This window comes from Pseudomonas sp. Soil_N_39 (assembly GCF_057655955.1).
In genome coordinates, this window is the sequence record NZ_JBDGLI010000011.1 from 89030 (window position 1) to 103509 (window position 14480).

Sequence of the window (14480 nt, forward strand, 5' to 3'; positions counted from 1 at the left end):
TCAAAAATGAACAGTATTTGTGATACAGGACACTAGGTATCCACACCACGGATGAACAGGCCCTTGTGAATATGAGCGACAACACTGCTTCCCCGACCACGCCGACACCTGTCGCCAAACCTGTGCGCCGCTGGCCGGCGATACTGATCGGGCTGTGCCTGGTCGCCGGTGTGGCCGCCGGGTTGGGTTGGTTCATGACCAAGCCCAAGGCGCCGCCCATGGAGTTGGCGTTGGACAAACTCGGCCTGAGCCGCCCCGACGGCTTGCTTGAGGCCCATTCCCTGAGCCAGTTGCCCAAGGATCTGTTGGCGGTGCCGTTCCTCAAGGCCACGCTAACCGAGGATTTCGTCTTCTATTACGAGGCCCACGCCGACCGCCTCGGGCTGATCGGCAGCCTGCGCCGGATCATCTACGAGCATGACCTCAAGCTGCAGGACAGCCTGATCGAAGCGCTTTTCGACCAGCCGGCCGATGTCGCGCTGTGGCGCGGTGCGGACGGTCGCCTCAAGGATTTCCTGTTGGTGATGGATCGCGGCGGCCTGGCGAAGATGCTGGAACCGCTGGCGAAAGTCGCACTGGATGACACCCAATTGAGCAAACTCGGCGACCTGAAGGTGGGCGGCGACGAAGTCGCGCTGTATCAGCTCAGCTATAACGCCAGCAAATCCCTGGTCTTCGCCTCCCACGGCGACAAACTGGTCGTGCTGTCCAACCCGACCAAGCTCTACGACAAAGGCAATGGCCCTACCGACGAACGTGGCATGGTCTCGACCCAAGCCCTTGAGGCGCTGCTGGCCGGGGAAAAGCTGTTCCCCGAAGCCTTCGGCCTGCCGCCCAAGGCGCCGGAGGTCAAGCAGCGCATCTCGGTCAACGCCAGCGTGCTCGCCATGGGCTACCAGCGTTTCATCCCGAACTTCGCCGGTTTGCGTTTCGACATGGACGACAAGGGCTGGCACAGCTTCCTGGCCATGGACGAGCTGGAAAACCAGCCGGACTTCGACTTCAAGCCGATCTGGCAAGCCATGCCCATGGGTGCCAGTGCCTGTGTAGCCTTGCCCCTGGCCGCCGAGCAACAGAAACCGTTGCTGGTCAGACTCGGCGCCGACGACAAAGCCGCCCAGGCCATGGTCGACCATGTGGCCGGCGCCGCAGGCCTGTGCTGGTACGCCGATTCGCGCCTGTACACGCCGCTGTTGGTGGCGAGCCTGAATGAGGACGATGGCAAGCTCGACGCTGACTTGGGCAACCTGTTCGGTTCGATGGTCGGCGCCTATGAAAACAATGTCGCCGAACATGCCTTCCCGGTGGTCGAAAAACAACAAGGCTCGACCCACCAGTGGCTGCGGCAGGTCAGCTCCAATTTCGGCCCTTACCTGGCCAAGGAAGCGGAGCAGCCCGAAGCAATTACCGGCAAAGCGTTCCTGCGAGTCAGCCTGGCACGCCACGGTTCCACATTGCTGTTCTCCCTCGATGACAAATTGGTGGACAAGGCTCTCGGCACCCTCGACAAACGCTTCCCGCCCATGGCCGACGTAGTGCCAAAGGACCTGCTCATGCCGGTCTACTTCGGCCCGGATTCCATGGCGCAACTGATGCAGCGCGAAACCCTCGACAGCTTGCCCCAGGACATGGAACCGGTGTTCTACAACGCCGCGCAAACCTATCTGATCCCGAAACTGCGCACCCTCGGCGGCTACGGCAAATACGCCCTGACCTTGCCTGAAGGCAGCGAGCCGGATGGCCATTGGCAGTGGCTGCCGCTGGAATGGAAAGCGCTGTGACAGCACTGATCCGCAACCCCGCGTTGACGCTGCTGCTGGCGTTGCTGCTCGGCGGGCCTGCGCTTGCCGTCGAGGCGCCGGCGCTGGACGTGCAGCAATCCCAGGTCTTTCGCGCCTGGTTCGTGCGCATCGCCCAGGAACAACTGACCAAAGGCCCGAGCCCGCGCTGGTACCAGCAGGACTGCGCCGGGCTGGTGCGTTTCGCCGCCAACGAAGCGCTCAAGGTCCACGATGAAAAATGGCTGCGCAGCAACGGCCTGTCCAATCGCTACCTGCCGCCCGAACTGCCGCTCAGCGATGGGCAACGGCGCCTCGCCCAGCAATGGCAGCAGGGCGGCGGCAAGGTCGGGCCCTACGTCAACGCCATCAAGCTGATCCAGTTCAACAGTCGCCTGGTGGGCCGCGATGTCGCCCAGGCCCGTCCTGGCGACCTGATGTTCTTCGATCAGGGCGACGACCAGCACCTGATGATCTGGATGGGCCGCTACATCGCCTATCACACCGGCACCACAACCCCTACCGACAACGGCATGCGCTCCGCAAGCCTGCAACAACTCATGAACTGGAAGGACACCCGATGGATACCCGACGCAGCCAACCCCAACTTCATCGGCGTCTATCGACTCAACTTTCTCTCCCAATGACCGGTGCCCGCATGCTGCGCTTGTGTTCAAAATTGCCCCTGCTGTTTGCCCTGTTGCTGGCACCTGTCGTGAATGCCGAAGACACGGTGGAGCCCAGCGGCTACACGCCGGTGTCCGGTGAAAGCTTTTTCCTGCTGGCCGACAGCAGCTTTGCCAGCGACGAGCAGGCCATGGTTCGCCTCGAAGCGCCGGGCCGCGACTACCGTCGGTTCCGCATGGAACCCTACGGCGGCGCCGACATCCGCGTCTATCGCATCGACAAGCCGCTGGATTTCCTCAAGCGCCAGAAGAACCTGCACCGCGTGGTCAGCGACGGCCAGTTCAAGGGTGAAGGCCTGTCGAACACCCTCGCGTACCTGTGGGACAACTGGTACCGCAAGTCCCGTCGAGTGATGCAACGGGCGTTCTCCTACGAGTCCCGCCAGCAAGTCACCGAAGAAGTGCCGGAATTGAAGGTCGGCAACGCCCTGGTGGCGCCGACCCCGTACGACGCTCCGGCACAGTTCGCCTTGATCCCGGGTTTGCCGGTGGTCAGCCAGTTCCGTTATCCGCTGTGGCAGGCCAAGCCGATCCAGCCGCCGGCCGGCGTCAATCTGGCCGGCTCGTCCAGTGACTTCGTCAGCGTCGCGCCGGGCAACGTCTATGTGCCGCTGGGCCAGTTGAAGCCAGGCCTGTACCTGGTGGAAGCGCTGATCGGCAAATACCGCGCAACCACCATGGTCTTCGTCTCCAACACCGTGGCCGTGAGCAAAATTGCCGGCGATGAATTGCTGGTCTGGGCCGCACGCAAGCATGAAGGGCGTTCGGTGCCCAAGGTCAACGTGCTGTGGACCGACGGCCTGGGCGTGATGAGCAGCGGTGCCACCGATGAAGACGGCCTGCTGCGCCTCAAGCACGTCAGTCCGGAGCGTTCGTTCGTCATCGGTGAAGACGAGGAGGGCGGGGTATTTGTCTCGGAAAACTTCTACTACGACAGCGAAATCTACGACACCAAGCTCTACGCCTTCACCGACCGGCCGCTGTACCGGCCGGGGGATTGGGTGTCGCTGAAAATCGTTGGCCGTGAGTTCAAGAACGCCCGTGACTCGGTGCAACCGACTGCCGCCGACGTCAATGTCAGCGTGCTGGACGCCACTGGCACCGCGCTGCAAACCCTGGCCCTGAAGCTGGATTCCAAGGCCGGCACCCAAGGCCGTTTCCAACTGCCGGAAAACGCCGTGGCCGGCGGCTATGAATTGCGCTTCAGCTACAAGGACCAGCTCTACAGCAGCGCCTTCCGCGTGGCCGAATACATCAAGCCGCACTTCGAGATCGCCCTGAACCTGGCCAAGCAGGACTACCGTACCGGCGAGCCGGTCAAGGGCAGCCTCGTGTTGCTCTACCCGGACGGCAAGCCGGTGGTGAATGCCAAGGTGAGCCTGAGCCTGCGCGCCCAGCAACTGTCGATGGTGGATAACGAGCTGCAATACCTGGGGCAATTCCCGGTGGAACTGACCAGCAGCGAAGTGACCACCGATGCCAAGGGTAACGCGATCCTCGACCTGCCGGCCGCCGACAAGCCGAGCCGCTACACCCTCACTGTGTTCGCCAGCGATGGCGCGGCGTATCGGGTCAAGACCACCAAGGAAATCCTCATCGACCGTGGCGCGGCGAATTTCCGCCTGAGCGCTCCCCAGCGGTTCAGCGCCGTTGGCCAGAAGGTGGCGTTCAGCTACGCCAACGAAGGCGGCAACGAACAAGCCAAGGCCGTGACGCCGGGCAGCTACGCCTGGGTGCGCCTGGAAGACCAGAGCACCGGCGAAGGCAAGCTGGCGGCCAAGGACAAGGGCTTCAGCCTGACCTTCGACCGCCCGGGCACCTACAACCTGACGCTCAAGGACGACCACGGCCGAGTCATCGGCGCCGCCGCCCATGCGGTGACCGGCGAAGGCATCAAGGCCGTGCCGGGCACGGTCGAGATCGTCTTCGACAAGCCTGAATATAAGACCGGTGACGAAGCGCTGGCACTGATCACCTTCCCGGAACCGGTCAGCGATGCGCTGTTGTCGCTGGAGCGAGACAAGGTCGAGGCCACGGCGCTGCTGTCCAAGGGCGGCGACTGGCTGAAGATGGAAAAACTCAGCGACACCCAATACCGCGCGCGCATTGCCGTGAAGGATAGCTTTGCACCCAACCTGACCTTCTCGGTGCTGTACACCAAGGGCGGCCAGTACAGCTTCCAGAACGCCGGCATCAAGGTGGTCACGCCGCAGATCGACGTTGCTGTCGTCACCGACAAGGCTACTTACCGCCCGGGCGACACGGTGACCGTGGACCTGAGCACCCAGTTCGCCGGCAAGGCGATCCCGGCGCACCTGACGGTCAGCGTGGTGGACGAAATGGTCTACGCCCTGCAACCGGAAGTGGCGCCGACCATCGACCAGTTCTTCTATCACCCGCGTCGCAACAACGTGCGCACCAGTGCCAGCCTGTCGTTCATCAGTTACGACGTGGCGCTGCCAGGCAGCCCTGGCGCGCCGGGCAAGGCCAACCGCAGCGAGCGTGGGGTCAAGGTGCTCGAGCGGCCGCGGCGTGAAGACGTCGACACCGCCGCCTGGCAACCGGAGCTGGTCACCGACGCCAATGGTAAGGCGCGCTTTACCTTCAAGATGCCCGACTCCCTGACCCGCTGGCGCATCACCGCCAAGGCCATTGCCGACGATGGCCAAGTGGGCCAGAAGAAGCAGTTCATCGCCTCGGAAAAACCGCTGTACCTGAAGTGGAGCGGCCCGACCCGTTTCCGCACCGGCGATAAGCCGCAGTTGGGTCTGTTCGCTTTCAGCCAGTCTGAAAAACCACTGAAGGCCGAACTGCTGATCCGTTACGCCGGCGCTGAACAGCGCGTGGCGGCGGAGCTGAAAAACGGCATCAACTACGTACCGCTGCCGACCATGGAACTGAGCAGTGGCGACTTGAGCGTGCAGTTGCAGTTGAACGGCGAAACCCAGGACGCCCTGGCCATGCACTTGAACGCCAGCGGCAACGGTTGGCAAGTCACCCAGAGCCAGCGTCTTGACGTGGCCAGCGGCGACACCCCGCTGACCCTGCCGGCCGACGCCAGCGATATTCGTCTGCGCCTGGATGACAGCCCGCAAGCGCTGTTCCGTTCGGCCCTCGACGACCTACTGAGCTACCCCTACGGTGGCGTCGAGCAGACCGCTAGCCGCCTGTTGCCGCTGAGCATCGCTTATCCGACCCTGGCGTCGAACCCGCAGATCCGCGACCGCTTGCGGTTGATCATGCAAAACAGCCGCTTGCGCCTGGTGCAGATGGCCGGACCGTCGGCGAGCTTCACCTGGTGGGGTCAGGACGGTGAGCCGGATGCCTTCCTCACCGCCTATGCCTATTACGCCGACTGGCACGCCAGCAAGGCCCTGGACCTGAACCTGCCGCCGGAACACTGGCAGCGGGTGCTGGAGGTCTACGCCAAGCAGGCCGGTGATACGCCGCTGCTGCAACGGGCGCTGATCCTGTCGTTCGCCAAGCAGATGCAATTGCCGGTGAACACTTTGCTCAGCGGCCTGATGGATGACCTGGCGAAGGCCGGTGAAGACAGCACCGAGAGTGTGCTGGACAGCGGCGAAGACAGCCTGGTCATGTACGCGCCGGATTCGGCCCTTGGCCTGGCCAGTGCCCGCGTGCTGACCGCGTCCCTGGCGAAACAGGCCAAGGTGCCGTTGCCGACGGCCTTCAGCCGTCAAGCCGATGCGGCGCAACAGCAACTGGAACTCAGCTCCCAGCCGTTCGTTGAGGCTTTGTTGCTGTCGCTGCAAAACTTCGATCAGGCTCGCGCCAGTGCATTGCTGGAGCGTGTACTGCCGCAGCAGTCCACCCTGGAACGAGCCCTGGCCCTGACCTGGTTGCAGCGCAGCATCGAACAGGCGGCGCCGGCCGTGGCCCTGGTGCCGGGTGAAGGCTGGGCAGCCAAGCAGGGTGCGACCGGTGAAACCTACTGGCAATGGCAAGGTGCGCAGCTTCCAACGACGCTGACGTTGACCGGTGCACAGGAGCGTCCACTGCAAGCGGCGCTGAGCTTCCAGAGCCAGCAACCGCCCGTAGCGCCGATGGCCGTATCCATCACCCGGCGCCTGTCGCGTCTGGTGCCGGGCGATGAGGCCTTCACCTTCAAGCTTGAAGCCGTGGGCAACAAACCGTTGTCCAGCGACAGCCTTTATCTGGATGAAGTGATCATCAACAGCAAGGCCTCGACGCCACTGCGCTACGGCATGCTCGAAGTGCCGCTGCCGCCGGGCGCAGATGTGGAACGCACCACCTGGGGCATCCAGTTGATGGGCAAGGCCGACAGCGAACCGACGTCCCTGGAAAAGGCCCGCTTCGAGTCCGGCCAGATGGCGTATGCGGTACCGGTGGACGCCCTCAGTGGCGAGCTGCGCCTGCGGCACTTGGTGCGCTTCTCCCAGAAGGGCCAGTTCACCTTGCCGCCGGTGCGCTTCACCCAGGTATACGCGCCGCAGAATCAGGCGCGGGAACAGAAACCGGCGCTTGGTCAGGTTACGGTCAACTGACATGCGTCAGCTGTGGGTTGGGTGGCTGTTGTGCTTGATCCCTGCGCTGGCAACGGCGCAGGACGAGCCGTTGCGCCTGGCCTTCGACGGCCAGTTGCTGCGGGTGAATCAAACGCAGGTGCTGGATCGCCAGCCGCTGCCTGCTTCCTTGCAGGCACCGTTGGGTAGCCTGTGGAAGCTGTTTGTCTACGCCTGGCTGGTGGACACCGACGCTCGCGAACCGGTCTATGAGTGCCGTGGCGAGTCGAAGGAAGAAGTCTATTGCTGCAACGCCGGGCAGAGCATCGGTCGCGACCAGGCGCTGGTGAAGTCCTGTGGCTTGTATTTCGAGCCGCAGCGGCTCGGGTTGTCGGCTTCGAACTGGCGCGATTACTGGCAGGCCCGCCAGGCGCCGGCCTGGTTGTTGGACCTGCCGACCTTGCAGCCCCAGACGCAGGTGCCGGTCGCGGAACTGCTCAAGGCCCTGGCCATGCTGCCGGCCCAGGACCAGGCTCGTCGGGTGCTGCTGGATGTGGTGCTCGGCGCGGCGGACGGGCGGCTGGTGGGCGAGTTGGGCAGTCGCCTGCGGGTCAAGACCTGGAGCTGGCTGGGTGACCAGGGGCCTTCCTCCCGGCAGGGCGGTTTCGCCGGTTGGCTGGCCGACGGCACGCCGGTGTGGGCCGGTGGACGCGGCACCAGCCAGCAGGTCCTGAAGGTCTACGGGGAAGGTTTAGCGACGGCATTGCCATCCCGCTGGCCGGCGGAAACCGGGCGTTGCGTGGAAGTCGGCCTGTTTGCCCGCTATCCCTTGCAGCGGGTGATGGTCGGTGACCGGCCGGCCACGCCGGGTCAACTGCGCGGTGATTACCGCGTCGAGTTCACCAACGGCAATCAACTGGACATCCACAGCGATGGCGAGCTGTTCCTGATGCCCGGCAAGCTGGTGGCGCGCCTGGACCGGGAGGAATACGTCGCCCGGGTCTTGCAGCGCGAAGCCAAGGCCGAACCTGCCGAAGCCGCCAAGGCCCTGGCCGTGGCGATCCGCACCTATCTGCTGCAAAACGCCCAACGCAACGGTGATTGCCTGAGCATTGACGACAGCAGCCATCGCCAGCGCGTCGCGCCCCGTCCGGCGGCACCGGAAACCCGCGCCATTGCCGCCTGGACCAGCGACCTGGTCCTGGCCGGCACCGATGTCACCTACCACTCCGACCAGCCCGGCCCGGACAAATTGTCCTGGGCGCAAGCGGTGGAGCAAGCCAACGCGGGCCAACGCTACGACGCCATCCTGCTGCACGCCTATCCGCGTGCCAGCCTCAGCCGCTGGGACAACCCGGTGGCCTCCTGTGAGGCGCTGCCCGCCGCCCAGGATTGGTTGCTCAAGCAGCGTCGGGGCTGGCGTGAGCGGTTGGAAAGTGAAGTGGGCTACAACGAAATCAGCGCTTTCGCCGTCTGCCGCGTCGCCTTCGGCCGGCCTTATGTCGACCGCGAGCGCCAGCGCATCTATGTGCGCGGCGTGCTGTCGCTGCAAGACCGTCTCGACCTGACGCATGAATATTTGCACCTGGCCTTCGAAGCTCACCCCAACGGCCAGGACGAAACCTATATCGAAGGGCTCGCCCGTCACCTTTTGCTGGAATAGACCATGACACTCCGTTATCCACAGGTCTTGCTGTTGCTCTGCGCCCTGACCGCGTTGCCATCGGCCATGGCCGCCGACTCCATCAAGCTCGACACCCCTATCGGCGGCTGGCGCAGCGGGGCGCCGGGCGGTGAAGGCGAAAGCTTCAGCCAGACCGTCAACTACCCGGCTTCGTCAGTCAACACGCCCCCGGGCCAGGCCAACACCGCCCGCATCACTGGGCAGATCAAAGGCGCGCCCAAGGGCAGCAACGCGCCGGGCCAGTTGATCGTCAACGGTGTGAGCCTGCCGCTGAAGCTGGATGAGGAAGGTCGTTTCGACCGGCCGTTCTCGTTCCCCAACGGCAGCAACAGCGTGGAAGTGCGCAGCGCCGATGGCCAACAGCGCCACCGCACGCAATTTCTCAACACCAGCGGCGGCGCCACACCGGCCAAGCTGCGGGTGTTGCTGACTTGGGACAGCGACGGCACCGACCTGGACCTGCACCTGGTCACCCCCGATGGTGCGCACATCTGGTACGGCGATCGCGCCGTCGCCAACGGCGCCGCCCTCGACGTCGACGTCACCACCGGCTACGGCCCGGAAATCTTCGCCATGCCCGCGCCGATCAAAGGCCAGTACCTGGTGTATGTGAATTACTACGGCGGCGGTTATCGCAGTGAGGAGGACGGCGAAGAAGGTGAGGGCGGTGGAGAGCAGGCGCAACAAGCCCTGACCACTGCGCAGGTCACCGTGATCACGGAGGAAGGCACGCCGAACGAGAAAATGGAAACCTTCGTCGTGCCGATGCGGGCGGTGGGCGAGCTGACGTTGGTCAAGAGCTTTAGCTATCCGTAAGGCATCGTCGCAGCCACAACTGAATTTACAGCCTGTGGAGATCTCCTGTGGGAGCCGAGCTTGCTCGCGATGACGGTCTTGCATCCAACATCAATGCAAGCTGACCCACCGCCATCGCGAGCAAGCTCAGCTCCCACAGAGGATCTATGGTGGATGCCTGATCTGTGAACGCTCCCACATTGGATCTGTGGTGGACTGAGGATTTGTGACCACCCCAAAAAACCTGTGGGAGCGAGCTTGCTCGCGAATAGCGTCGGTAAATCCAACCTCTCTGCAAACTGATGCACCGCTATCGCGAGCAAGCTCGCTCCCACAAGGGGGGATGTCAGCATTTGTGATAGGGAAAAATCTCACGCGTGAGCTATTGTGAGGTTTGGAAAGTACCTGTAGTGTTTCTCACGCGTGAGTTTTTCACAGTGGGGTCAGTACCATGCCAACCAGCGCTCCATCAGATCCGTCTGACGGGTCTGTGACCGATTCAGCGAGCCGCACGGGAGCGCGCGCCAAACCCGCCGCGAAAAAACCATCGAGCTTCTACATGAAGCAGATGCGCGCGGGCCTGAGTGCCGCCGGGTATGTGAAACACGAGACTTGGGTGCTTCCCGAAAACCGGAGCCTGCTCAAGCAAATGGAGAAACAGCTACGCCAACCGATTCTGGCTGGCTCATTCATGTCGGAGGATTACATGAGCGCAGGTAATAACTGGAACATCGATCGCCTCTACAGCGCCCTTCAGGCCCTGGACGAAGTGGTCGCGAACGACATCACTCTCTCCCTCGTCCAAGGCTCCGAATCCAGCATCAAGCTGGAAATGAATGACTTCGGTGGCTTGCCGATCTACATCGCTGTGGTCGGCGACCAGATCATCGTCGACACCGTCCTGGTGGATGTCGAGTCGATCAGCGACGTGGCGGCATTCAACGACGCCGTGTTGCGCAGCCGTGAAATGTTCCCGCTGTCGTCCATCGGCATCGAGACCATGCCCAACGGACAGGTCGTCTACAACATGTTCGGCGCGTTGAGCTCCGACTCCAGCCTGACCAACGTCGTCACCGAGGTCAAAACCCTCGTCGACAACGTCCAGCGCGCCAGCGAAGCGTTCGAACGCTTCTTCATCTAATTCGCCGAATAGGAACCATCCAATGACTCAGTCCATCTGGAGCAAGTTGTTCACCGCACTGCGTGGCGGTGCCAGCGAAGTCGGCGAATCGATCGTCGACCAACAGGCCCTGCGCATCCTCGATCAGGAAATCCGCGATGCCGACAGCGCGCTGGCCAATGCCAAGCGTGAGCTGGTCACCATCATGGCCAAGCACAAGCTGGCGACCGATCGTGTTGGCGAATACAACGCCAAGATCAAGGACCTGGAAGCCAAGGCCCTGGCCGCGATCCAGGCCAACCGCGAAGACCTGGCACTGGAAGTGGCCGAAGCCATTTCGACCCTGACCACCGAACTGGACGCCGAGCAAAAGCACGCGACCGAATTCGGCGGCTACGCGGACAACATGCGCAAGGACATCACCAAGGCTGAAAGCCGCATCAAGAGCCTGCGCCAGCAAGTGGACATGGCCAAGGCCCGCGAAAGCGTGCAGAAGGCCCAGGTCAGTGCCTCGATCGCCAGCGGCGGCGCCAATGGCAAGCTGGAAACCGCCGTCGGTACGCTCAACCGCCTGCAAGCCAAGCAACAGCAACGTGCCGCTGAACTGCAAGCCCAGGACGAACTGGCCGAGGCTTCGACCGGCTCCGACCTGGAACGCAAGCTGCGCGACGCCGGCATCACGCCGAACGAAGGCAGCGCCAATGCGATTCTGGAGCGCTTGAAGAAAAAATCGGCTGAGTGATCGGTTCGGCCTGATCAATCAAGGCAGGCCGAGCACAAAACCTGTGGCGAGGGGATTTATCCCCGCTGGGTTGCGAAGCAACCCTAAAATCTGACACCTCGGTGTGTCAGTTAGGTAGCGTTCGCTGCTTTGGGGCTGCTTCGCAACCCAGCGGGGATAAATCCCCTCGCCACAAGGACTGTGCCTGGCCGGCCTGCTCATCGGATTTATTGTCTCCAAGGTATTCTATCCAAGCGCCGCAACAGGTTTAATGCTGTCCGGCCACTACGCTCGAGCCCTCTGGCGCCAGAGTGATGATCCCGCCAGGAACAAAGCCCCACGGAGTCAGGGACGAAATGTCGATTTTCCTTTTGTTGCGCACGTACGCATCGTCCTTCTTCCATCGGTTCGGCTGGGCGGGCCTGGTCATTGCGTTGGGCGTGCACCTGGCCATAGCCTGGATCGGCCTGGTGCTGCTGGGCGAGCAACACCTCATTGCCGCCGCCACGTTTATCTACTTCTATCTCACCACCACGCTCACCGTCGGCTATGGCGATCTGTTGCCACAGACATCCGCCGGGCGAATTTTTGTGGCGACCTGGATCATGCTCGGGGGCATTGCCCTGTTGACGACGGTCATCGGCAAAACCACCAGCAGCGTCATCGATGTATGGAGAAAAGGCATGAAGGGCAAAGGCGATTTCACCGGCCAGGTCGGCCATACGGTGCTCATCGGTTGGGAGGGCGCCTCCAGCGAGCGGGTCATCGAACTGCTCCTGCAGGACGAAACCTCCAATGACAACCTGATCGTCATCTGCGATTGCGATCTTGAAGAAAACCCCATGCCCGGCAAGGCCTCGTTCATCAAAGGCGACAGCCTGTCCTCCGTCGCGCTGTTGCAGCGTGCCGGCGTACCGGGTGCCGAACGCGTGCTGGTGCGCACCCATTCCGACGACCTGACCCTGGCCACCGTGCTGGCGGTCAATCAACTGGGGCCTGCCGGGCACGTGGTCGCCCACTTCAATGACAGCGAAATCGCCGCCCTTGCCAGCGCCTATGCGCCGAGCCTGGAATGCACCTCCAGCATGGCCATCGAAATGTTGGTGCGGGCCTCCCAGGATCCAGGGTCGTCGGTGGTCATCAATGAGTTGCTCTGCGTCGGCGAAGGCGCCACGCAGTACCTGATGAAACTGCCCGAGGCGTTTGAAGCGACGTTCGGCGAGCTCTACACCCGGATGAAAGAGCAGCACAACGCTACGCTGATCGGCTACCGCGCCCAGGGCGCCCGACACCCAGCGATCAACCCGCCTGGCACCACGCGCGTTGTGGGCGGAGAACTCTTCTACATCGCCTCCGCGCGTCTCAAGGAAATTTCCCATGGGGTGGTTTAAACAGTTGATGGGGCTTGAGGCCCCGAACGCGAACCCGACAGCCAGCCACGGCGCGCCCGTCACCGGGCCGCTGGGCTTGGCCTCCGGCAAGCAGGTCATGTTCGATGCCACGCTCAAGTTGTTGCTCGACGGCAATAGCAGCGTGGTCATCCCGGGCTCCCAACAGATCTGGAGCCTGGGCATCGTTGACCTTGGGCAGTCGAACTGGCTGTCGCGCTGCTACATGAACGACGAAGACTACTGGCTGCAAGTGCACACCAGCGGCGACATCGCCGGGCAGGTCGAGTCGGTGATCCTGTTCAACTACCTCAGCTACGTCACGATCAACAGTGAAGCGGAATTGCGTCGCCTGGCCGGTCCCGAAAGCCTGATCGGCCTGCCGACCTACACCCATGACGGCGTCGAGTACACCCGCGAATGGGGCACCGAGGCGGGCCAGACGGAACTGGTGACGTTGAGCGAGCGCGTGAGTAATCCGGATGAGGCCTACAGTGTCGAGCACCGTTCGATGCTGTACGCCCGCGACACCGGCCTGACGGACCGCCGGGAGTTTTTGCTGTTCTCCGTCGAAGAAGACGCCGAAGGCACCGTCAGCCTGAGCACTTCGCTGGGTATTTCGCTGTACACCACTGACCTGAACACTCTTTGAATAAGGAAGAAGTCCATGCTTGAAGCGCTCTCCATTTCCCTGAACAAAGCCGCCGTGCTTGGCTTTGTCATGTACATCCTCGGCGCCGCCGTGCTGTTCGCGCTGTTCCAGTTCATCTACACCCGCGTCACGCCGCACAAGGAGTTCGAGCTGATTCGCTCGGGCAACGTGGCCGCGGCCATCGCCCTGGGCGGCGCTGTCATCGGTTTCGCCATTCCGGCCAGCAACGTGATTGCCTACTCGATCAGCATGCTGGACTTCGTCGTCTGGGCGGTGATCGCCGCTGTCGTTCAGTTGCTGGCGTTCCTGGTGACCAGCCTGGTGCTCAAGGGCGCTTCCGCACGCATTAAGAATGGTGAAATTGCCGCGGGTATCTACATCGCTGCCGTGGCCATCAGCGTCGGCATGTTGAACGCCGCGTGCATGACGCCTTCCACGAACTGATTGCGCCACGGAGATCCCGATGAAACGAAGCAAGTACGTCCAGCTTTCGCTGGCCGCGTCGGTCGCCCTGGCGATATCCGGCTGCGGGCCAACGGAAAAAACCTATAAGTTGCAGAAGAAGTACAACTTCCAGTCCGTCCAGCAATGTGTCGATGAAAAGCTGCCGGTGGACATTTGCGCCGACGCCTACATGAGCGCCATGAGCGAGCATCGTCGCATCGCGCCGACGTACGCCAGCCAGGCCGATTGCGATGCCGACTTCGTGCCCGATTGGTGCCAGCAGGACTCGGCCGGCCAGTTCATCCCCAAGCTGGGTGGCTTCGAGCTGAGCGCCGATGGCGAAGTCACGCAATCCCAGGTCGACGCCGCCCGGGCCCAGCTGCCGCCTTCGGAAGCGAACGTCGGTGGCTCAGGCTTCGGCAACCTGCTGACTGGCATGCTGATCGGCAACATGTTGAGCAGCAACCGCAACAGCTATTACTCCGAGCCGGTCTACCGCTACCGCGATGATCGCGGCAGCTTCGGGTCCTCGACGCTCAGCCAGCGGGTTTCCAGCGGCTCGACCTTTACCAGATCCAATCAGGCGCGCTACGGCAGCTACACCGACACCATCAAGAGCAGCAAGGCGATGGCCGTCGCTTCGTCCACGTCTCGCGGTGGTTTCGGCAGCAAGTCCAGTGCCCGCAGCGGTTGGGGCGGTTCGAGCAGCTCCGGCGGTTGAGGAACCA

At 62.8% G+C, this 14480-nt stretch carries 11 protein-coding genes; all 11 read left to right on the forward strand.

Annotation, left to right across the window (positions count from 1 at the left end; all coding sequences use genetic code 11):
- Positions 1 to 71: 71 nt before the first annotated feature.
- On the forward strand, positions 72 to 1781 hold the full coding sequence (locus AC3A5O_RS17540; protein ID WP_122566185.1) for a DUF2138 domain-containing protein: 1710 nt from the start codon (positions 72 to 74) through the stop codon (positions 1779 to 1781).
- Positions 1766 to 2425, forward strand: a complete 660-nt coding sequence (locus AC3A5O_RS17545; RefSeq protein WP_122566186.1) for a DUF1175 domain-containing protein — start codon at positions 1766 to 1768, stop codon at positions 2423 to 2425. Before AC3A5O_RS17540 ends, AC3A5O_RS17545 begins: the two co-directional genes overlap by 16 nt.
- A complete protein-coding gene (locus AC3A5O_RS17550; RefSeq protein ID WP_487753525.1) occupies positions 2422 to 6990 on the forward strand; it encodes an alpha-2-macroglobulin family protein in 4569 nt (1522 codons plus the stop codon). The genes AC3A5O_RS17545 and AC3A5O_RS17550 overlap by 4 nt, the downstream gene beginning before the upstream one ends.
- A gap of 1 nt (position 6991) precedes the next feature.
- Positions 6992 to 8611, forward strand: coding sequence for a DUF2300 domain-containing protein (locus AC3A5O_RS17555; RefSeq protein ID WP_487753489.1), 1620 nt, complete (start codon positions 6992 to 6994; stop codon positions 8609 to 8611).
- A gap of 3 nt (positions 8612 to 8614) precedes the next feature.
- On the forward strand, positions 8615 to 9448 hold the full coding sequence (locus tag AC3A5O_RS17560) for a YfaP family protein (protein WP_305468636.1): 834 nt from the start codon (positions 8615 to 8617) through the stop codon (positions 9446 to 9448).
- Between the two features lie 538 nt (positions 9449 to 9986).
- Positions 9987 to 10568, forward strand: coding sequence for a YjfI family protein (locus AC3A5O_RS17565; RefSeq protein WP_003205989.1), 582 nt, complete (start codon positions 9987 to 9989; stop codon positions 10566 to 10568).
- Between the two features lie 22 nt (positions 10569 to 10590).
- Complete coding sequence (locus tag AC3A5O_RS17570) at positions 10591 to 11289, forward strand: PspA/IM30 family protein (protein ID WP_122566190.1); 699 nt, start codon at positions 10591 to 10593, stop codon at positions 11287 to 11289.
- A 335-nt stretch (positions 11290 to 11624) separates the two neighbouring features.
- Positions 11625 to 12659 (forward strand): ion channel, encoded by a 1035-nt coding sequence (locus tag AC3A5O_RS17575; protein WP_487753490.1) that lies wholly within the window; start codon positions 11625 to 11627, stop codon positions 12657 to 12659.
- A complete protein-coding gene (locus AC3A5O_RS17580; RefSeq protein ID WP_487753491.1) occupies positions 12646 to 13308 on the forward strand; it encodes a DUF2491 family protein in 663 nt (220 codons plus the stop codon). The genes AC3A5O_RS17575 and AC3A5O_RS17580 overlap by 14 nt, the downstream gene beginning before the upstream one ends.
- Positions 13309 to 13323: 15 nt before the next feature.
- A complete protein-coding gene (locus tag AC3A5O_RS17585) occupies positions 13324 to 13752 on the forward strand; it encodes a DUF350 domain-containing protein (RefSeq protein WP_014340424.1) in 429 nt (142 codons plus the stop codon).
- A gap of 19 nt (positions 13753 to 13771) precedes the next feature.
- Positions 13772 to 14473 carry a DUF1190 domain-containing protein gene (locus tag AC3A5O_RS17590; RefSeq protein ID WP_122566193.1) on the forward strand — a complete coding sequence of 234 codons (702 nt, stop codon included), beginning with the start codon at positions 13772 to 13774 and terminating at the stop codon, positions 14471 to 14473.
- The last annotated feature ends 7 nt before the right edge of the window (positions 14474 to 14480 follow it).

Bases quoted from the DNA above. Each gene is read 5' to 3' on its own strand.
- AC3A5O_RS17540 (WP_122566185.1), top strand. From the start codon at position 72: ATGAGCGACAACACTGCTTCCCCGACCACGCCGACACCTGTCGCCAAA.
- AC3A5O_RS17545 (WP_122566186.1), top strand. From the start codon at position 1,766: ATGGAAAGCGCTGTGACAGCACTGATCCGCAACCCCGCGTTGACGCTG.
- AC3A5O_RS17550 (WP_487753525.1), top strand. From the start codon at position 2,422: ATGACCGGTGCCCGCATGCTGCGCTTGTGTTCAAAATTGCCCCTGCTG.
- AC3A5O_RS17555 (WP_487753489.1), top strand. From the start codon at position 6,992: ATGCGTCAGCTGTGGGTTGGGTGGCTGTTGTGCTTGATCCCTGCGCTG.
- AC3A5O_RS17560 (WP_305468636.1), top strand. From the start codon at position 8,615: ATGACACTCCGTTATCCACAGGTCTTGCTGTTGCTCTGCGCCCTGACC.
- AC3A5O_RS17565 (WP_003205989.1), top strand. From the start codon at position 9,987: ATGAAGCAGATGCGCGCGGGCCTGAGTGCCGCCGGGTATGTGAAACAC.
- AC3A5O_RS17570 (WP_122566190.1), top strand. From the start codon at position 10,591: ATGACTCAGTCCATCTGGAGCAAGTTGTTCACCGCACTGCGTGGCGGT.
- AC3A5O_RS17575 (WP_487753490.1), top strand. From the start codon at position 11,625: ATGTCGATTTTCCTTTTGTTGCGCACGTACGCATCGTCCTTCTTCCAT.
- AC3A5O_RS17580 (WP_487753491.1), top strand. From the start codon at position 12,646: ATGGGGTGGTTTAAACAGTTGATGGGGCTTGAGGCCCCGAACGCGAAC.
- AC3A5O_RS17585 (WP_014340424.1), top strand. From the start codon at position 13,324: ATGCTTGAAGCGCTCTCCATTTCCCTGAACAAAGCCGCCGTGCTTGGC.
- AC3A5O_RS17590 (WP_122566193.1), top strand. From the start codon at position 13,772: ATGAAACGAAGCAAGTACGTCCAGCTTTCGCTGGCCGCGTCGGTCGCC.